The organism is Anaerotruncus sp. 80, from assembly GCF_009936115.1.
Classification (GTDB): Bacteria; Bacillota; Clostridia; order Peptostreptococcales; family Anaerovoracaceae; genus Senimuribacter; species Senimuribacter intestinalis.
In genome coordinates, this window is the sequence record NZ_QWES01000001.1 from 363,641 (window position 1) to 383,559 (window position 19,919).

Annotated in this window: 16 protein-coding genes; 4 read left to right on the top strand and 12 right to left on the bottom strand. The window is 42.8% G+C overall.

The window, feature by feature from the left end; all coding sequences use genetic code 11:
• Positions 1–3: 3 nt before the first annotated feature.
• The 9 genes from D1155_RS01700 to D1155_RS01740 all read right to left on the bottom strand — a co-directional run bounded on the left by D1155_RS01700 (position 4) and on the right by D1155_RS01740 (position 10,054).
• On the bottom strand, positions 4–1,011 hold the full coding sequence (locus D1155_RS01700) for a chorismate synthase (protein WP_160200676.1): 1,008 nt from the start codon (positions 1,009–1,011) through the stop codon (positions 4–6).
• A 40-nt stretch (positions 1,012–1,051) separates the two neighbouring features.
• A complete protein-coding gene (gene aroA, locus D1155_RS01705) occupies positions 1,052–2,251 on the bottom strand; it encodes a 3-phosphoshikimate 1-carboxyvinyltransferase (RefSeq protein WP_160200677.1) in 1,200 nt (399 codons plus the stop codon).
• On the bottom strand, positions 2,248–3,237 hold the full coding sequence (gene aroB, locus D1155_RS01710; protein ID WP_160200678.1) for a 3-dehydroquinate synthase: 990 nt from the start codon (positions 3,235–3,237) through the stop codon (positions 2,248–2,250). The genes aroA and aroB overlap by 4 nt, the downstream gene beginning before the upstream one ends.
• Positions 3,228–4,070: a prephenate dehydrogenase gene (locus tag D1155_RS01715; RefSeq protein WP_160200679.1), complete on the bottom strand. Its 843-nt coding sequence runs from the start codon at positions 4,068–4,070 to the stop codon at positions 3,228–3,230. Before D1155_RS01715 ends, aroB begins: the two co-directional genes overlap by 10 nt.
• Positions 4,071–5,072 carry a 3-deoxy-7-phosphoheptulonate synthase gene (aroF, locus tag D1155_RS01720; protein WP_160200680.1) on the bottom strand — a complete coding sequence of 334 codons (1,002 nt, stop codon included), beginning with the start codon at positions 5,070–5,072 and terminating at the stop codon, positions 4,071–4,073.
• A gap of 453 nt (positions 5,073–5,525) precedes the next feature.
• Positions 5,526–6,596, bottom strand: coding sequence for a hypothetical protein (locus D1155_RS01725; protein ID WP_160200681.1), 1,071 nt, complete (start codon positions 6,594–6,596; stop codon positions 5,526–5,528).
• A 36-nt stretch (positions 6,597–6,632) separates the two neighbouring features.
• Positions 6,633–7,346 carry a C39 family peptidase gene (locus D1155_RS01730; RefSeq protein ID WP_160200682.1) on the bottom strand — a complete coding sequence of 238 codons (714 nt, stop codon included), beginning with the start codon at positions 7,344–7,346 and terminating at the stop codon, positions 6,633–6,635.
• A gap of 117 nt (positions 7,347–7,463) precedes the next feature.
• Positions 7,464–8,897 (bottom strand): IS1182 family transposase, encoded by a 1,434-nt coding sequence (locus D1155_RS01735; RefSeq protein ID WP_243150979.1) that lies wholly within the window; start codon positions 8,895–8,897, stop codon positions 7,464–7,466.
• A gap of 293 nt (positions 8,898–9,190) precedes the next feature.
• Positions 9,191–10,054, bottom strand: coding sequence for a hypothetical protein (locus D1155_RS01740; protein WP_160200683.1), 864 nt, complete (start codon positions 10,052–10,054; stop codon positions 9,191–9,193).
• A gap of 287 nt (positions 10,055–10,341) precedes the next feature.
• On the opposite strand from D1155_RS01740, the gene D1155_RS01745 reads away from it, so the two are divergent.
• Genes D1155_RS01745 through D1155_RS01755 form a run of 3 tightly spaced genes read left to right on the top strand, consistent with a single transcriptional unit; the run spans position 10,342 to position 11,634 of the window.
• A complete protein-coding gene (locus D1155_RS01745) occupies positions 10,342–10,728 on the top strand; it encodes a PadR family transcriptional regulator (protein WP_160200684.1) in 387 nt (128 codons plus the stop codon).
• Entirely contained in the window at positions 10,728–11,138 is a 411-nt protein-coding gene (locus D1155_RS01750) for a hypothetical protein (protein ID WP_160200685.1), read from the top strand. The genes D1155_RS01745 and D1155_RS01750 overlap by 1 nt, the downstream gene beginning before the upstream one ends.
• A gap of 25 nt (positions 11,139–11,163) precedes the next feature.
• On the top strand, positions 11,164–11,634 hold the full coding sequence (locus D1155_RS01755; protein ID WP_160200686.1) for a hypothetical protein: 471 nt from the start codon (positions 11,164–11,166) through the stop codon (positions 11,632–11,634).
• Positions 11,635–11,977: 343 nt separating this feature from the next.
• On the opposite strand, the gene D1155_RS01760 is transcribed toward D1155_RS01755, so the two are convergent.
• Entirely contained in the window at positions 11,978–13,531 is a 1,554-nt protein-coding gene (locus D1155_RS01760) for an ABC-F family ATP-binding cassette domain-containing protein (protein WP_160200687.1), read from the bottom strand.
• A gap of 37 nt (positions 13,532–13,568) precedes the next feature.
• On the bottom strand, positions 13,569–14,081 hold the full coding sequence (locus D1155_RS01765; RefSeq protein WP_160200688.1) for a DUF1836 domain-containing protein: 513 nt from the start codon (positions 14,079–14,081) through the stop codon (positions 13,569–13,571).
• A 167-nt stretch (positions 14,082–14,248) separates the two neighbouring features.
• Here D1155_RS01765 and D1155_RS01770 point away from each other — a divergent pair, with 167 nt between their 5' ends.
• Positions 14,249–15,982 carry an AMP-binding protein gene (locus D1155_RS01770; protein ID WP_160200689.1) on the top strand — a complete coding sequence of 578 codons (1,734 nt, stop codon included), beginning with the start codon at positions 14,249–14,251 and terminating at the stop codon, positions 15,980–15,982.
• Between the two features lie 79 nt (positions 15,983–16,061).
• Here the strand turns inward: D1155_RS01770 and D1155_RS01775 are convergent, their stop codons facing one another.
• The gene (locus tag D1155_RS01775; RefSeq protein ID WP_160200690.1) at positions 16,062–19,685 is read right to left on the bottom strand and encodes a MucBP domain-containing protein; all 3,624 of its coding nucleotides are present in this window, start codon (positions 19,683–19,685) and stop codon (positions 16,062–16,064) included.
• Positions 19,686–19,919: the final 234 nt, after the last annotated feature.

Sequence of the window (19,919 nt, forward strand, 5' to 3'; positions counted from 1 at the left end):
CCTTTATTTCTCATAGTATCGGTATCGATATTGATATAATTCATAAATTGCAACAGCTGCCGCTGCTTCTACACACGGCACTGCTCTTGGCACGATACAAGGGTCGTGTCTTCCCTCTACTTTTAGCATCGCATTCTCGCCCTTTTCGTAGCTGATACTGTGCTGCTCTGTAGATATGGAAGGAGTCGGCTTGACTGCAACACGAAAAACGATTGGCATGCCAGAGCTGATTCCACCCAGAATACCGCCGTGATTATTGGTCTTCGTCTTCACCGTATCACCTTCAAAATAAAACGCATCGTTATTTTCACTGCCGCAGATTTTTGCCGCCTCAAATCCCCTGCCAAACTCAATTCCCTTGACAGCAGGGATTCCGAAGACCGCCTGGGCAATTTTGTTTTCCAGTCCGTCAAACATCGGCTCTCCAACGCCTGCAGGAACGCCGGTGATGGTGCATTCGATAATGCCGCCTACAGAGTCGCCTCGCTCCATAGCCTCTTCGATTGCCTTGGTAGGCTGCACGGCGTTTCCGCCGATTTCTTTAATTTTAGCGGAAATCTCGATTCCTTCTTTTTCCAGAATCTGCTTCATAATGCCGCCTGCAATGCAAAGAGGCGCAGTCAGACGTCCTGAAAAATGCCCGCCTCCGCTGACATCTTCAAAACCGCCGTATTTTACGTGTGCTGTATAATCTGCATGACCTGGTCTTGGAATATCTCTGATATTGTCGTAATCCCCTGACCTGGTATTGGTATTTTCTATCATCGCTGTCAGCGGTGCGCCGCAGGTAGTATTTCCTACAAGACCGCTTAAAAATGCCGGCATATCGGCCTCTTTTCGGGGCGTACTGTATTTGCTCCGTCCAGGGGCACGCCGGTTCATAAAGACTTGAAGCTTTTCCATGTCGATGGAAAAACCTGCCGGAAGTCCCTCAATGGTTACGCCGATGGCCGCAGAATGGGACTGTCCGAAAATAGTAATTTTTACATGATTTCCATAAGAAGAAGACATGTCTTTTCCTTTCTCCCTACAAACAATAACTGATCTATTTCTAAATCCTGACGTTTCCATCAAGCTCTAGTTTCTTTAAATCCCAGAAAAAATCCGGATAGGACTTGCTTACCGCCTCCGCACCGGTAATGATAACCGGCTCTTTGCAAAGAAGCGAGGAAATAGCTGCCATCATGACGATTCTGTGGTCATTCGCACCATCTGCAGTTCCGCCACTCATCTGCTCTCCCGCAAGCCCCTCTATGATAAGACCTTCCGGAAGTTCCTTAACCTTTGCACCGAGACCATTTAAAACTTGCGACACAGTGGCAAGGCGATCGCTTTCTTTGATTCGCAGTCTGCCTGCATTTTCAATGACGGTTCTGCCTTCCGCCGCACATGCCAACACCGCCAGTATCGGCACCATATCGGGAATCTGAGAAGCGTCTATGGTAATGCCCCTAAGTTTTCCTGGCTTTACAATGACTTCGTTTTCTCCCTGCCAAACCTCTGCGCCAAAATTTTTCAGCAAATCGAGAATCTTCTTATCGCCCTGCAGTGACTGCTGGGAAAGCCCTTTGACGCAAATACCGCCTTCTGCCAGCGCGCCTGCCACTAGGAAAAAGCAGCTGTTAGACCAATCGCCTTCCACCACATAACTTTGCGGTGCTTGATACGTTTGACCGCCGGGAACTGTAAATCCTGTATCGCTTTCTTCTATTTGTATGCCAAATTTTCTAATTACCTGCAGAGTCATATCCACATATCCGCGTGATTCCAACTTTCCTTCGAGCAGAATTTTACTGTCTCCCGTAAGAAGCGGCAGTGCGAACAAAAGTCCGCTGATATATTGGCTGGATACATTGCCCGGCATGGTATAGGTTCCTGCCTTAAGTTTTCCGCTAATGACAAGTGGTCTGCTTCCCTTTGGACTTAAAACGCAACCGTGAGCTGTCAACTCTTCATAAAGAGGAGACAGCGGTCTTTCCGGAAGACGTCCTTCCCCGTAAAAAGAAGCCCTATGTCCCAGGGCACCCATCACAGGCAGCAGAAATCTGAGGGTGGAACCGCTTTCGCCGCAGTGCATGGTTTCTTCTCCTGCAAGGAATGCAGATAAGCAAGCAGCTGTTGCCTCGATATCTTTAGATCCACTGTCTACGTGGATCTGACAGGTTCTGCCCGATGTCAGCTGCGACAACGCTGCACAGATCATAGCTCTGTGCGCGTCAGACTTTGAGGCAATAGCCGTAATCTCCCTCATAAAATTTCTCCCAGTTCTTCTATGGTTACTCTCTGAAGACGGCAACAGCCGATTTCTTCCGGCACAACTAAGTCAATATAGCCGCCTTTCCTTTTTTTGTCTGTCTTCATTATATCATAAAGCACATCTTTCGATTGCGCAATAGAAAGGTCAAACTCATAGAGATTTAAAATTTCTACAATGCGGTCTGCAGTTTCTTCGCTGCACCAGCCCTGCTTTTTTGAAATCTCTGCAATCATGGTCATGCCTTTTGCAACGGCTTTTCCGTGACTGACGGTAAAATCCGCCGCCTTTTCAATGGCGTGACCAATGGTATGGCCGAAGTTCAGCAGCTGTCTGACCCCTGTATCGAACTCGTCTTCTTCCACAATGCGGGTTTTGATTTCCGCGCAGCGGTCGATGATTTCGTTCATCTGCGAAGAAGCCGCCGCTTTGTCACAGAGCAGGTTGAACAAATCAGAATCCGCTAAAACTCCGTACTTAATGACCTCTGCCATACCGTCTTGGTAGATTGTTTTCGGCAGGCTCTCCAAAATGCTCGCATCCCGCAAGATTAGGGCTGGTCTGTGAAATGCACCGACAAGATTTTTACCAGCAGGTATATTGATTGCCGTCTTGCCGCCAATGGAAGAGTCAACTGCCGCAAGGAGGGTTGTAGGTACCTGAATGACTGGAATGCCTCTCAGATATGTAGCCGCTGCGAATCCCGCAAGATCGCCCACAACGCCGCCTCCCAGTGCTACCAGGGCATCGGTCCTGGTCAGCGGTATTTCTGCAAGTGCATTCATAAGTTTCAGATACTGCATCCCGCTTTTGGATTCCTCTCCCGGAGGAACCACAAAGCTATATACATCAAAGCCTTCGCATTTGAGACTTTGCATGCATCGATTTAAATAAAGCTTTTCTACGTTTTCGTCTGTAACAACGACAATGCTGTTTCCTTTTACTACGGCTTTGGCCTGATAGCCAAGCTCCTCTAACTGCATTTTTTCTCTACCTCTATCTTTCTCTCTCTGCCCTCTTTCAAAAGTCTGAGCATTTCCTGCTCATCACAATCAGAAAGGGCCTTGCTGTATTTGGAAAGTTCTGCGATGAGAACATCTAATTCATATTTCAAGTTGTCTCTGTTTTCTAAAAACAGTTCTGTCCACATCTCTGCGTCAAGATAAGCAACTCTTGTAAAGTCTCTATAGCTTCCCGCAGACACTGCCACACCCATTTCCAGTGCTGTATCACTTTTGATAAACGCATTGGACACCACGTGTGCCATCTGCGATGTAAAGGCAATCATCTTGTCATGTTCTTCTGCCGAAGTGATAACAAGCTTTGTAAATCCTGCCGGCAAAATCAGTTTCTTTGCTCGCTCCATAAAGTGAATGTCGTTGTGGTCAGGCGGAACCAGCGCAAAGATAGCACCTTCATAAAGATCCGCTCTGCTGTTTTTAAAGCCGCCGAACTGATTTCCTGCCATAGGGTGACCTCCTGCATAGGTAAAGCCGTATTCTTTCGCCAGTTTAAAGCCTTCCTCGCAGATATTTCGTTTTGTTCCGCAACAGTCAATGACCAGGGCTGTCTTTGGCAGCTTCGGTGCATTTTCAGAAAGCCACGCTGCTGCCGGTACCGGTGGAATTGCCACCAATATCAAATCGCATTCTTCAAATCTATCTTCACTGAGTTCATCATCGATGGCTTCTGCCAGCTTTGCAAAGGCAGTAATCAGTCTATCTTTATCAAAGCCGAAAACTGTTGCACCGGCTTTCTTATATGCCTTTGCAAGAGAGCCTCCAATAAGACCCAGTCCCACAATTCCAATTTTCATTTAAATAACCCCTCTGATTTTATTTACGGTTTCCATCACATCTGCAAACTGTGCCGGTGTCAAGGACTGCGGTCCATCGCAAAGAGCTTTCGCCGGATTGTTGTGAACCTCTATCATCAGTCCGTCAGCACCGCAAGCTGTCGCTGCAAGTGCCATCGGCTTTACCAGATTTGCATGACCGGTTGCATGACTTGGGTCGATGACTACCGGAAGGTGGGTCAAATTGTGCAGCACCGGTACTGCCGATAAATCAAGAGTATTTCTGGTGTAGGTTTCAAAGGTCCTCACACCTCTTTCGCAGAGAATGATATTTTCATTTCCGCCTGCCATGATGTACTCTGCACTCATGAGCAGTTCTTTAATCGTATTTGCAAGCCCCCTCTTGAGCAAAATGGTCTTTCTGGTTTTTCCCAGTTCCTTTAACAGTTCAAAGTTCTGCATATTTCTAGCGCCGACCTGAATGACATCTACCTCTTCGAAGAGCGGAAGATGGTTGGCGTTCATAATTTCTGTTACAATTGGAAGACCTGTTGCTTTCTTCGCTTCCAGCAGAAGTTCGATACCTTCTGCTTTCATGCCTTGGAAATCGTATGGAGAAGTTCTAGGCTTAAAAGCTCCGCCGCGCAGCATGGTGGCGCCCGCTGCCTTTACACCCTCTGCAACTTCCTTGATCTGCTCCGGATTTTCTACAGAGCAAGGACCTGCAATGACTGCAAAATGTCCGCCGCCGCATTTAGCACCCATGACGTCGATGACTGAATCCTCCGGGTGAAATTGTCTATTTGCACTTTTAAACGGATCTGAAATCCGCGCAACCTTTTCTACGATGTCCAGAAGCTCCAGCATTTCCACATCAATATCATGTGTATCACCGATGAGCCCAAGCACTGCCATCTGATTTTCTCCGATATAGGAATGCACCTGCACACCCTGCTCTTCAAACCATTGTATCAGCTGCTCTCTCTGTTCATCACCGGTGCCCGGCTTCAGTACTGTAATCATTTCTTTCTTACCTCCGTTATGTTTTTATTCTAGTTGGGTTAATCTTTTTAAAATGCGAAAAACTCCGCCAGCCGGTAGACTGCGGAGTTTCTCAAGTAATTTGTCATTATTTTAGGATTTAATTATAGCAATTACTCAAAACTTTTCTGTGCAGCACAACCGACTCTTCCTTGTTAGTAAAGAAAAAGTAATAAAAGTAATATGCAGCTGCAAAGATGAAGTTTCTCATAACTTTTGTTTCCTTTCATAAACTCGATGTTAATACTCTAACACAGGTTCTTAGATAAATCAAGTGTTTTTTCACAACTTTTTTGTATTTTTTTGTGCACTTTCCACAATTTTTGTTTTGCGTCAGTCTGACGAGTTTAGGACGTGCTATCTGCAGGCTAGTGCACGGTGGCTCGCCAAACTGGTTCCCTGTGGTTTTGCACTTCTGACCGCACACCCTTGCGGCTACCAGGTTATCCTGCAGAACTTTGTTTCATTAAGCTGTGCCAGCGTTTTTGTTTCACCATATGGATAATACCGGACATACTCCCTATTTTCAATAATCTCCAGTGTATCTTCTACAGGTAGTATTTCAAATTCCTCGCCTGGACGAAAAACATACATACTAAAACCCGTGCTTATGCAAGAAAGTTCATCCCCGCTCATGCTGCAAATCCGATAAAGAGGCATTCCGATTTCTGCTGTATACTCTTCACCTGTTTCCAACGAGATGCTCCTTGCTGTCCACTTATTCCCATCTGATGTGGTGCAGCAGAACAGGTAATCTTTACAGATTCCAAAGTCCGACATTTTTTCCGGCAAATCGTACTCCCTGTAAATTCCCTTCACATTACCGATTAAAAGCTTTCCGTCAACATGTATCGCCCAATCAGTCCCATTGGAGTAAAATTCGGTTTCCGAGAGGCTGTAATCTGTTTCCCTCACCACGGTTTTCGGATTGTCCAAATCAGCTTTGTTGATTCCGAAACCATATCCGGTTTTTTCATCAAAATCTTCATACAGATAGTACACTTCTCCATCTAACATAGTAAATCCGGGCAGCATATCAAACATACTGCTGCAGCGACCGGAGTCAAGAACCTTGCTCCCCTCATCCGAGATATATTTGATGTGCCATTGAATCCTTTCATCCAACGACGCCTCCGGCCCCAGCGGTGTATACACTGCATAAATAATACCATTTTCAAATGGCATCGCATGATAGATGTAGACATCATCCTCACCCAGATCATAACATGTCTCTTCCTTTTCGGCCAGAAGATCATAAACAATAAATCTCTCCGTCGTAGCGCCAAAGCTTGGTGCTGACATACTAGAAGGTTCAAGTTTATTTACCGCAGCATATACTTTTGTGTCTGAAACATAAAAGGGTTCCAGTTCTTCATCCTCTGTCAATTTATACTTCAAGGTCAGCATATCCTTTTCAGGCTTATTTAGCGTTTCCTTACAACCATAGCTGGATAAAACTAGCACAATTAGAAGTAATAAAGTCACCGCCTTTTGATAGGTCTTCATATTTCCTCCCCCAGCATTGTGAAATGCTGTTAAGAATTATTTTGCCATTATATACCATCCGTTACTTGCATTAAGCGCCTGGCTCATCTCTGTCCATGTGCAAGTCCTCTCTCCATAATAATCGTTGTTATTGTTTGGGTCATTAAGAGTCACTGTCGAGTAGCTAGCCGAGCCATTCATGTCCCAGTCATATCCTTTTGCAACAACAAAGTGAACTGACTTATGTCCTTTATAATATTCGAGTTTACTTGTTTGAATCATACAAATCAGCGGTTTTCTTTTGTCAATGCTATATACTAACCCATCCGAAAAAGCCAGCTCCGAAACATTGACATAAGTATATGTCCCACTTCCAACTTGGCTATTTAAGTAAGTTCTCATCGGGGCAACATCTGATCCAGCCTCCGTTGTTCCTATTTTTCCAGCAATATACGATTGCGTTTGGTCAATACCATGATACAACAGTACCATACGAAGCGAAGCAGGTCCGCAATAATAGTAATTTATCTGCTTTTTAGTAGGTATGGTTAAACTTTTATGTCCTCCCACTCTGGCTGGTGAAACCACAGAGTCTACATAACTTTCAGCTTTAACTTTCAATTCCTTAATCTCATTCCAATACGCTTCATCTTTCATCTGTGAATTTTGATCAAACTGTACCGCATCCGCCGCATATCCCATGACTGTAGTAGAAAAAATCAAAATACCAGCAAGTCCAAATATCAGCATAAAGTTTAAACGCTTCTTCATCTTTTTCCTCCTCATCACCTAAAAGTTACTTTGTTTCCAAACCAACACATTATCACTATTTCTCAGACTGTAGATAAAAGCTCAGACCACAGTGCAAGGTTTGAGCTTTTTCTATGCTCATAGTATCCCTTCTAAAAAGATATGTTTTCCCCAAATCACTTTACGCAATTTAACCAAAAACGGAGTGCGATGAGGGACTTTCTGCCCCATATGCTTCCTGTATTCAAGAAGTTTAACCAATTTTTTCATGTTCAGACACGCAAAGGTTAGTCCAACTTTCATGGACATTTTCTCTTTCCCTACTAAATTAGTATATCTCATTGCATGGTGCTCTTTGGTAGTTCCAAAGATTCTCTCTATGGTTTCTTTCCTTTGTCCATAGATATCTTTCATACTTCGGCTATGTCTAATATCTTCGCAAATCTCCATATACTCTTCCCATATATGTCGAGTCACTACTTTTACATGATTTTTGCTTTGCGTACATTGGGATAAATATGGACAGTCTGCACATTTTTTCCCATCGCTTTTGTATTCTCTGTATCCTTGCCTGTTTGTTGTTGTATACTTCAGTATCTGATTTGCCAAGCACAAATAGCAATTCATATACATACTCATACTTCTTAAAAATCCTGCCTTTGTCATTGGCCTTTTGTACGGGAACAATGGTTTTACACCATCATCAATTAACCATTTTGCGATTGCCGGAGTCTTGTAGCCTGCATCCATTACAAGTACTTTTGCATCATACTTTCTCAGTTTTTCATATAACGCAGGAAAGGTTTTACTGTCATGCTCATTGCCGGGATGAATTGTATAATCTAATATCCACCCATTTTTATCACAGGCTGTTTCTGTTGTGTATGCAAAGACTTCTTTGTGCTCTCCTTTATGAAACCAGCCACTTTCAGGGTCTGTCGTGCTTTGCTTTTGCTCTCGGCCTACTTCTGTATTTGAATCACAAAGTCCACCGGAATCTCCGCCATCACAATCGGAATCGTCGTCTTTTTCTTTCAGTTCCTTTTTTCCGTGTGAGAGCCTGTCTGCATTGATTTCTGCTTTCAACTGTTCATCATAAAAGCGAGCTTGTTTCTTTGCTATGGAAATCTTCTTCGCTTTTTTTCGATTTGCCGCTGCCTTAATATGTGTTGCGTCTACAAATATTGTATCCGTGTTGATGACATTGCATTTTAAACATTGTAAAAGAATTTCCTGGAAGATTTGTTCAAACAAATCAGTGCCTTCAAAACGTCTTTTGTAGTTTTTTCCGAATGTACTAAAATGAGGTACTTTATCGTAGAAATCCAGCCCAAGAAACCAACGATATGCTACATTTACTTCAATTTCTTTGATGGTCTGACGCATACTTTTAATTCCATACATATATTGAATGATAGGAATTTTAATTAGCATAACAGGGTCAATGCTGGGTCTTCCGGTTTGTGTAGAATATTTTTCTTCCACCAAGTCATAGATAAAGTTAAAATCTACGTATTTGTCAATTTTTCGAAGAAGATGGTCTTCCGGCACTAATTGGTCTAAAGAAATCATTTGAATTTGTGTTTTCTTAAAAATTCTTTATGGGTGTGCTATTTCCTCAGAGCATTTTTGTACCCTCAGATTTTGACATCATTTTATAATCATATATAACATTAAACTTATTTGTACGAAAGAAATGGCTAGAAATACGCCTAACTCTTCTCCAAAGAAATACGCCAAGATTGGAACTATGGTCAGATATAGTATCACCATAATTACAAATGAGAATAAAATACTCTTGGCAATCTTTTTTACATTCATTTAGGATTAACCTCCATAGAAGCTAAATGTTGCTTTATTTTCAACTATTCAAGTGTGATTGTTTTGCTTCCCATGTCCTTTGTCGACGTTCCAAAAGATACACTTGCACCATTCCAGCTAACGCTCGGCGTTAATGTAACCATACTATGACCGTACGTTACTTTGCACTCTATGTTTTTTAATGCCTGTTGAGAAGAATATAAAGTGATATACGCATTTCCTCCATTCTTCAGACCAGCAACAAACTTAATTTCAAGGGCACATCCATGGTTAGGATCTTTTTCTGCCACCGTTCCTTTTGTTGTTTTTTTGACTTTATCAGTCGACGAATAATGCTTTATAGTGATGTCCGCATCTTTCGATGCCAATGATTTTCCCCATGAAAAAACAAGTTTATCTATATATGTTGTGCTTGGACATAGATCCCATTTCCAGGTTGCCATCAATCTAGCATTTGTAGTTCCTTTTGTTAATGTTCCAGTCGTAGTATAAGATAATGATCTTAAAGTTAATTCCACTTTTGCCCATACAACTCGCAATACCTCGTCAGAAATTTGATTCTCGTCAAGATTTTTAACTGAATATATGGCATTAATCCTTTCTTGATCATATCCTAACGCTTTTAATTCAAGAATACTCTTCTCAGATAGTTTTTTCAACTCCGCCTTAGGATTTTTTTCGCGAAGCTCTTTTATGTTCTTGTCACTATAACCTTCAAGTTTCAATTCCGAATCACTTTTTTGTGATAAATCTTTATATAAATCATATTCACTAATCACAAAATTATTAGCGTCTTCTTTTAAAGTTTTTTCAGGTCTATCGGTGTTTGCAAAAGTGATATTTGAAGTCCCAATCATTAGGCAAAGCACTAATAATAAGGCAATTAGTCTTTCTGCACTTTTTTTCATAGTTACTCCTTTCATTGCAATTTATAATTGTTCAAAGCTGTATAGTAAAAAAGCTCACATCAGAATCTCTCCTCCCCTGTATCTCTTTGTCCCCTTGCCCAAAGAACCGTATTATCAGAAAATTCAATCTATATCCTTGCCATTATAATATCACGCTTTTTTATATATGTCAATAAAATATATGGAAAAATTTCATTTATAGATGATTTTTTTATATGAACGATTGACTTGTGTTTCTTTTGGGGTATAATAAGGATATAGGAGAATTTAGGACAGAAAGGGTTTTTATGAAAAAGAAAAACGCTGCCGCCGGCGGCAGGGACGTCCTGGATAATTTCGAAGCCCAGTTCAAGAAATCTACCCTTCCCCTGATGGTGCTTACACTTTTATCAGAGCAGGAGCAAATGTACGCTTATGAAATTACCCAGGAGTGTCTGCGGCGCACAGACGGTATTTACAAGATGCCCCTCCTTTATACCACTCTCAGCAAACTGCTGGAACAAGGCTTTGTCGAAGAAGTTGGAAAAACCATTTCAGAAAGCAACCGAGTCAGAGTGTATTACCGCATCACAGAAGAAGGAATTTCGCATCTGCACAGACTAAAATCTCTGTATGTCAAGCTGAGCCGCGCGGTTCAGTCCGTCGTATATACTGAGAAAGAAAGGGACGACTGATGTATACGCCAAACCAGGAAATTGAACAATATCTGCAGCAAATTGAAGCAGCGATCTATCATCTAGCAGAATCCGACGGCTTTATTGACGGACTCCGCCAGCAACTATATGACTATGCCGAAGTGCACACAATCCTTTCGATTTCCGCACTAGTAGAGGAATTCGGCACACCGGAAGAAGTTGCGGCAGATTTTTTAGAAACATGTTCTGCCCTCAAGCCGAAGAAAATTGCTAAATCCAGAAAACGAGGCTGGCTAAAAACTGCTATCATTCTTGCTTTGGTTGCAATCGTAATCGGCGAGATGCTGCATCTCCATGATTTAAGAAAGCATACACAAGTCATGGCGACTGATGTCATCATAATTCACGATAATGAAGAAAATGCAGATGATGATGTAATAGAAGAATAAAATACAAGTAAAGGAGAAAGTCGAAGTGAAACGTAAAATTATCACTCTATTTTCAATGATTGCTATGGTTATAGCGTTTACAATCCCTATATCTGCTGCAACGCAAACAGATACCACCTATGAGAAAGAATTCTATCCAGATGGTTCCTATGCAATCATTACAACTACTATAGAAACGAGTTCTATCATTCCATTGGCAAGCGAAAAAACTAAGTCCGCCAGCAGAACCTACACTTACTATGCTGCAAATAGCAGCAAAGAATGGGATTTCACTTTGACCGGAACCTTCACTTACAATGGAACTACCGCCAAAGCAACAAAAGCAGACACCAGCTACAATATCCATGTTTCCGGCTGGAAGTGCATTTACAAACACGGAAGCGTTTCCGGTGCAGTCGCTACTGGACAAGGTACATTCCAATATAAATCAGATATCACAAAAAATGTTTCTTTAAGTCTGAAATGCTCTCCAACAGGAGTCATTTCCTTCCTATAAATTCAGCAACCACTATACTGCAATATATCCTATAAAGGAAACTGCCTGTACTGGTCGATTGACAAAATCGCCTGCAGGCAGTTTTCTACTTTAATCCATTTTGTCGGTCAAGCTAATTTTATCGTTTTCACCCATAACACTATATAAAATTCCCTTTCGGAATTTCGCAGGGGATACTGTCCCCTGCCGCTCAAACAAAGAAAACTGACACAAAGGATCTGTATTTTGCCTCAATGTGTCAGTTTGTCTAAAACACGTTTTTCAAAAATGACACTTTCCCCTCAAAACTATACCAGTTGTGTCATTTTTGCGATTACCGCAGATTGTCGCTATCTTATGGTTATTAAATCACCTTACAAGTCCAGTCCTCGATATTCCAGATATCGGTGACGATGTCCTGATAAAATTCCGGTTCATGGCTGACCAGAATGACAGTACCTTTAAAGTCACGAACTGCTTCTTTCAGTACATCTTTGGCAACAGGGTCAAGGTGATTGGTCGGCTCGTCCAAAACCAGCAGGTTCATAGGTCTCTGCATCAGCTTGCAGAGACGGAACTTGGCATTTTCTCCACCGGACAAAACGCGCACCTGACTTTCAATATGCTCATTGGTCAATCCACACTTTGCAAGAGCGCGGCGTACCTCTCCATTATCCAGCGCCGGAAATTCGTCCCAGAAATCCTGCAAAGCAGTTTTATCGCTGCCATCGTGTTCCTGCTCAAAGTAAGCTGGCTCCGCATAGTAGTCCAGCTTTACACTGCCACCAAAAGCTGGGATAATTCCAAGCATGGTTTTCAGCAAAGTAGACTTTCCGAGACCGTTAACTCCTTTAATGGCAATCTTCTTGCCCCTCTCCACATGGAAAGTCAGCGGCTTTGTCAGTGCGTCATCATAGCCCAGCACCAGGTTTTCCGCTTCGATGACATACTTACCCGGCGCACGAGAATAGTCAAAGCGGAAAGTCGGCTTCGGTTTTTCTTTAATCAACTCAATTTTTTCCATCTTATCCAGCTTTTTCTGGCGAGATTTTGCCATGTTGGTGGTTGCGATTCTCGCCTTGTTTCTGGCGATAAAATCCTCCAGATCGGCGATTTCCTTCTGCTGTTTCTTGTACGCCTGTTCTAGCTGCGCCCGCTTGATATCGTACATGTGCATAAAATCATCGTAGTTTCCGCTATAGCGGGTCAGCACTGCATCCTCTACATGGTAAATCACGTTGACCACGTCGTTCAAAAACGGAATGTCGTGGGACACCAGAATAAACGCATTTTCATAGTTCTGCAAAAATCTAGTCAACCAGATAATGTGATTCTCATCCAGATAGTTGGTTGGCTCGTCCAATATCAAAATCATGGGGTTCTGCAAAAGCAGCTTTGTCAGAAGCACCTTGGAACGCTGTCCACCTGAAAGCTCTGACACGTCCTTGTCAAGACCAATGTCAGCAAGTCCCAGACCACCTGCAAATTCCTCAATTCGGGAATCGATGGTGTAAAACCCACTGTGCTCCAAAATATCCTGAATCTCCGCAGCGTCTTCCATGAGACGCGTCATCTCATCATCCGATGCTGTAGCCATTTTGTCATAGGCTTCCAGCATTTCTTTTTCGAGGTCAAAGTAGTAGCTAAAAGCCTCTCGCAGCACCTCTCTGATGGTCTTTCCCTGACTCAGCGTTGTGCGCTGATCCAGATAACCTGTAGTGATATGATTACACCAGCTGACTGTACCTGCATCAGGCATTAGATTGCCGGTTATAATATTTAAAAAGGTAGTCTTTCCTTCGCCGTTAGCGCCGACAAGACCTACATGTTCTCCTTTATTTAAACGAAAAGAAGCGTCCTCCAGAATCTGCCTGCCGCCGAATCCGTGAGACACTTTTTCTACTGTTAAAACGCTCATCTATTTTACTCCTTCATAAATCAAAGTACATATTTCATTAAATTTTATCATTTTTGGGGTGGGACTGCAAGTAGATATTCCGCACGTAAAGCTGACACGCAAAAGAATTGCAGACATTCCAGAACAGGTGGCGCGGGTCAGTTTCACAGGGAATTTTCGGCATAGAAGTTTGATGGAAAGCATGATACACCGCACTTTCGATGTGTCCGCAAAACTCATTATAAGCCTTCTCTTTCTCGTTGATTCTAATAGAAAGTTTAATCAATCTAGAAATCTCTTCGATTGTATAAACTGGCTTCAAAATAGCAATGACAAAAAGAGAAGCGACGGCTGTTCTGTCGTACTTCTTGTTGACAGGCGGTGCGATGAACTTTTGCTTGACATAATTGTTTATCATGGTCTTTGTCATGATTTTCTTGCCGTCAAAGGTCAGATAAGGTCCCAGCCACGTTTCCAAAAGCGACAGCACCTGATCCAGATATAGGTCAATAGAAGGAAGTTCTTCCCATCTTGGCAGTTTAAATTGTTCCAGACCTTTGCTTTTTCCCATGATACATCCCTTTCTTTCTCATTCATTGCTGTGAAAAATCATACCACAGAGGAAAGTTTCTGTCAACCCGTTGACAAAGTCATTATAATGAGTTAATATAGTTTCAATAACTACGTAAATATTATAGGATTTGTACCGCCAATTTTTAAACATAAGGAGATATAAAATTGAAAAAAATTCAGGAACTGAAACAGGTCTTTCATCCGGTATTTCACGAAGATTTCAGAGCGCTGCTGGACTACAGCGCAAAAGCTTACCGCAGCGATGACGCCTTTATTATAAAACATAAAAAGGGAAAGAAAGAAGTCTCCTACGAGCATATTACCTTCGAGGAATTTCGTCACCGAGTAGACTGTCTGGGCACCGCTTTTTTACAGCGAGACTTTCAGGGAAAGCGGATCGCTATTATTGGAAAAAACTGCTGCGAGTGGATGCTAGCATATTTTTCAACCCTTTGCGGACTCGGCATCAGCGTACCGCTGGACAAAGGACTTCCTTATGAAGAAGTGGAATCTTCTCTGATTCGCAGCAAAGCCGATGTGCTTGTCTTTGATCCTGCGCACCTTGATATCGTAACTGCCCTGCAGGAAAATCAGAATACACAGGTTAAAAACTTCATATCTATGTCACCTTTAGAGGGTTATGAAGACATTCCTGCTTTGATCAAGGAAGGGCACGACGCACTAACTGCAGGTTTTGTCGAATATCGCAAATTGCCGATTGATGGAAAAGCGACCTCAATTATTCTGTTCACCTCTGGCACCACTTCCATGGCTAAGGCGGTACAACTGTCCCAGTACAACATTACTGCCAATGTCTATGCCATGCTTAAAGTGGAAGATATCCGTCACGGTGATATCAACATGGCATTTCTGCCGTACCATCACACCTTTGGCTCAACAGGTCAAGTCGTTATGCTGGCTGCCGGTGTAACCACCACCTTCTGCGACGGGCTGAAATATCTGCAGAAAAACATCGTTGAATACAAAGTTTCGCTCTTTGTCTGTGTACCGCTTCTCATCGAGTCTATCTATAAAAAGATTATGGCAACAGTAAAAAAGCAAGGACTGGAAAAGAAAGTTACTTTCGGTCTGAAGTTATCCAAGCTGCTGCTGAAAGTCGGTATTGACATACGCCGCAAACTATTTAAGGAAATTTTAGACCAACTAGGCGGTAATTTGCGCTACGTCATCAGCGGCGCATCTGCCATCGACCCAGAAGCGCTGGAGGGCTTTAATAACTTTGGTATCACCGCAGTACAGGGCTACGGTATGACAGAAGCTTCTCCTGTACTTGCCGCAGAAAATACCTGGCAGCATAAAACAGGCTCCATCGGTATGGCGATGCCCGGCGTTGAACTTGCCATTGATGAGCCTAACAGCGAAGGTATCGGTGAGCTTATCGCCCGCGGTCCAAATGTAATGTGCGGTTATTACGAAAACGAAGAAGAAACTGCTGCTATTTTAGCTGACGGCTGGCTCCATACCGGCGATCTTGCCTATCTGGATAAAGATGGTTATGTCTTCATCTGCGGCAGAAAGAAAAACGTCATCGTTTTAAAAAACGGCAAGAACGTATATCCGGAAGAACTTGAGATTCTCATAAGTAATCTGCCTTATGTAGAAGAAAATATGGTCTTTGGTCAGCCGCGCAAAGCAGACGGGGACGAAAAAGATCTTGCACTTTGTGCAAAGATTGTTTATAAGCCAGATTATATGAAGGAAACTTATGGCACCACTAATCCTGACGAAATCGAACAGATCATAAAAAAAGATATCGATATCATTAACGAAGAACTGCCGACCTACAAGCAGATGCTTCGTATCATCGTCACCGACCAGCCTATGATTAAGACCACTACCGGCAAGGTCAAGCGTCACGAAGAAGCAAAGCATTTGTAAATTATTACCACAAAAAATCAAGAAACAAGGACAGCCCTGCCTGAAGGATACCCTCGCAGATGCTGTCCTTTATTCATTTCTATTTTTTCTTGTCAATTTTTAACTTTCTCACTATGGCAACAAGCCCTATCATCGATACAATCAGCAAATCAATATAGAAATGTAGTGCCGTTTGGTCACCCGTATTTGGTCTACCTTCCTGCCAATTCATCTGATGCAAATTGTCATTTTTCTGGTTTTTATTTGTGCCGCTCTGGTTGCCGGTTCCACCGGAATTCCCAGAACTGCCTCCTGGCTTTTGATTCGGCTTGCTGTCGCCTGGTTTGTCCTGTCCTGGTTTATTATCGCCTGGCTTATCGATATCTTCTTTCAGCTTCTGGTAAACCAATACAATTTCCTGATCCTCTGCAGTAAAGACACCCTGACTTTCTCCCTCGGCGCGCACATATTTATATCCGCTGATTTCATACTGCTGCAGCTGATACTTGTCACCGATATAGCCAATGTAAGTGTCTTCCTCTCGAATGATATTACCATCCTCATCTACAAAACGAATTACCACTCTGCCCGTCATGACCACATTTGGACTTCGCTTGTACACATAAGTTACAATCTGCACATCCTCGCTGAACGTACCGCTTTCACTGCCCTCAACACGCAGAAACTTGTATCCGCTGATATTCTTTTGGCTGGTCTGATAGACTTGTCCGACGAATCCGTTATAGATACTGTCAAATTGTATCGTGTTGCCGTCTTCATCCACATACTTCGCAATCACCGTAGACGCCTTGTCCTCCGGCACATAATACATGATGACAGTCTTTACCCGTTCCTCAATTTCGCCTTCTTCCGCACTGCCTGCGGCTGCCCGTGCTGCATCGTAAAACGGTCCTTCAGATCGAATAAACTGATAGCCCGAAATCTGGTAGCGAACAGCTTTATAAGCGTCTCCGATGTCACCATTAAAGACATCGTCATGTCTGATAGTCAGACCTTCTTCCGTCTGATAGCGAACTATAACAGTACCACCCCTCTCCGGATTTTCAGGAGTATCCGGATCTTCTGGAACATAAATGTAGGTAACTGTCTGATTTTCCTTTTTATAGATCAAAGATTCTGATCCAACTATCTCTTTCAACTGGTAACCTGGTATGGTCAGCGCCGAAGTCTGGCAGCTTTCCCCTAAAACGCCCTGATATACAAGATTACTGTGAAGGGTATTTCCTGTTTCATCTACATAGCTTGCTGTTATCTGCCCTTTTTCAGGCACAGGCTTTTCCGCCGCTTTGCGGTAAACATAGGTGACAAGCTGCGGCTCCCTTTGAAAACGCCCTTGCTCGCTGCCTGTAACTTTAACAAACTCATAGCCTGCAATCTCAATTTGAGAGGTCTTATAACTGCTGCCGTTTTTTCCCTTATAGATGATATCATCGCAAAGCAGATTGCCGTCCTCATCTACATACCTTGCCGTTACTGTATCCGGCATCGTAAGCTTATAATAGTGGGTTACCTCTGCAGTTTCCATGCTGAGTGTGCCTTGAAGTTCTCCTTCTGTTCGAACATACTCATAACCATGGAACTGCTGCACCTCTACTTCATAGGGCGCTCCAACTCTGCCATGTATCAGCAGATCATCCCGCACCGGTTTTCCTTCGTCATCAACAAAATGCACGATAACCCTGCCTTCGTTAATTTTCTCATACACATGGGTGATAACCTGGTTACCCGGCTGGAACGTGCCTGTCGCATCTCCTTCTGTTCTGATATGCTCATAGCCGGAAATGTACGGCGCTGTCACATCATACGCCTCGTCCACATAATCAGTAAAAGAAGCTTCGTCTTTAATCGGCTTTCCGTCTAAATCCACGTACTTTACGGTAATGCTGCCCCGCTGCCTGTAAATATATTTTACCACCTGCACATCTTCACTGAATGTACCGGTTTCATTGCCTTCTACCCGGATAAACTCATAGCCTTCTATATCAAGCTTTTCGGTGCGGTAGCTTTGTCCAACTCCGCCTGAGTAAACTTTTGTCTCCGCCACAGTTCTGCCTGCAGTATCCAGATATCTTGCCAGCACGTCACTGGCGAGAGGTATGTAGAGCACTGTAACTACCTTGACGCCATCCTCAATAACACCGCTTTCTTCACCAATCACTTTATCAAATTTATACTTGGCAATATCCTTTAGCGGCGCAACATAGGCAGCTCCAATATTGCCATTGCACAAAACATCACTGCTGATGGTATAGCCCTGATTATCCTGATAGCGTATGATGACACTGCCACCCTTATCAGAGTCCGGATCGTCTTCCGCTTTTTTCGTGTAAACATAGGTTACAACAATCGGATCTTCCGTATAATTACCTGCTGCAGAACCTATGATTTCTTTAAAAGTATAGCCTGGAATATAAAGCTGTGAAGTCTGATACGCTTCCCCTACATAGCCTTTATATATCATGTCTGGATTGATTTGATTTCCATCCTCATCCTGATATACTGCCGTTACCATACTATTCTCATCTACTGGCAGTTTTTCCTCAGGCTTATAGATGAAAGTAACAAGCTGTGGCTTTTTAGTGTAAGTCCCGCTTACATTTCCTTCAACTCGAACAAAATCATAATCCTCAATCTCCAGCTGATTTGCCTTATATGTCTTTCCTTCCGCACCTTTTCCTACGATATCTTCGCAAAGCTGATTTCCGTCTTCATCAACATATCTGGCTGTTACTGTATAAGGAATCAGGCATTTGTATCGGAATGTAACATCCACTTCATCACTGTCTGGGAATGTACCGCTGGTAGGCGCCCCCTCTGCACGCAGATACTGGTATCCGAACACCTCTTTGTGCGCTACAGAGTAAGGCTTTCCGCTCTTACCGCTGACTTTTTCGTCAGGTAATACTTCATCTCCATCTTCGTCAGTATAATGGATATTGACCGTTCCGTTCGGTAAAAGTGCCTCAATTACATCATCAGGATCCATGTATTTATCCCAAATTTTTAAATTGTAGACTTTACCGCCAGGAGAGGCCTCTGCGCTAGTAGCAATATCATCAAAGAAGAACCCCAGTCTGGTTTTTCCACCAATGACCGTCGGTACACCCTGACCACTGCTGTCTTGCACAGACATATCAAATTTTTTATTGACACCATCTACGATATAAGCCTCAAATGTACCGCTCTTATTTCTTCTTACGATTAAATCAACCACCTGATTCGGCTGTGTTACACTGGCGCCGTTGACCCCATAATTGTAGAAATTCAGATGTCCACCATTATAGAAGTAAAACCCTGTATCAACGGTTGAATTCTTATAATCGATAATTTTTCTCCAACCACCGAGAGTGTTTTCAAAAGAAAATTTCAGACCGATGGTATATTCTTCCCCAATATCCTTATCAATATCGATATAAAAACCGCCGCCTCTTGCGGTATTGGAGTGCCACTGCCAATACGTTCCATTGTCAGCATCTTCTCCAAAGCTGGTGGTCGCATTGCTTCTGTTGTTATCCCCAGTAGAACTCCACGCGGTCAGTGTAGAATGACCTTTGGCATCTGTCAAATTATTGTTGAAATTATACTGCACATAAGGCGTTGTATCCTTTTCTTCCTCTGCGTATAGTATGTTAAAAGGAATTGTGCCGATAAGAAGCAAAATGCAAAGAAGTAAACATTTTGTTTTTGTCATTTTCTGTTTCATAAGGCGCCCCTTTCCTACAAAAATCCCGTATATCTTTCTTGATACTTCGTCAAATTTTACTCATCCATGCTATATTCTAGCACAAATTTTTTTCTTAGTAAACTCCTTTCCTTTTGGAAAAAACTGAAATACGATTTGTGTAAGTACTGTTTTGTTTAATTCCTGCTAGATGTATACCGTATCGCACCACAAGATAGCAGAAATAAAACAAAGACTCCCTCAAAATGAAGGAGT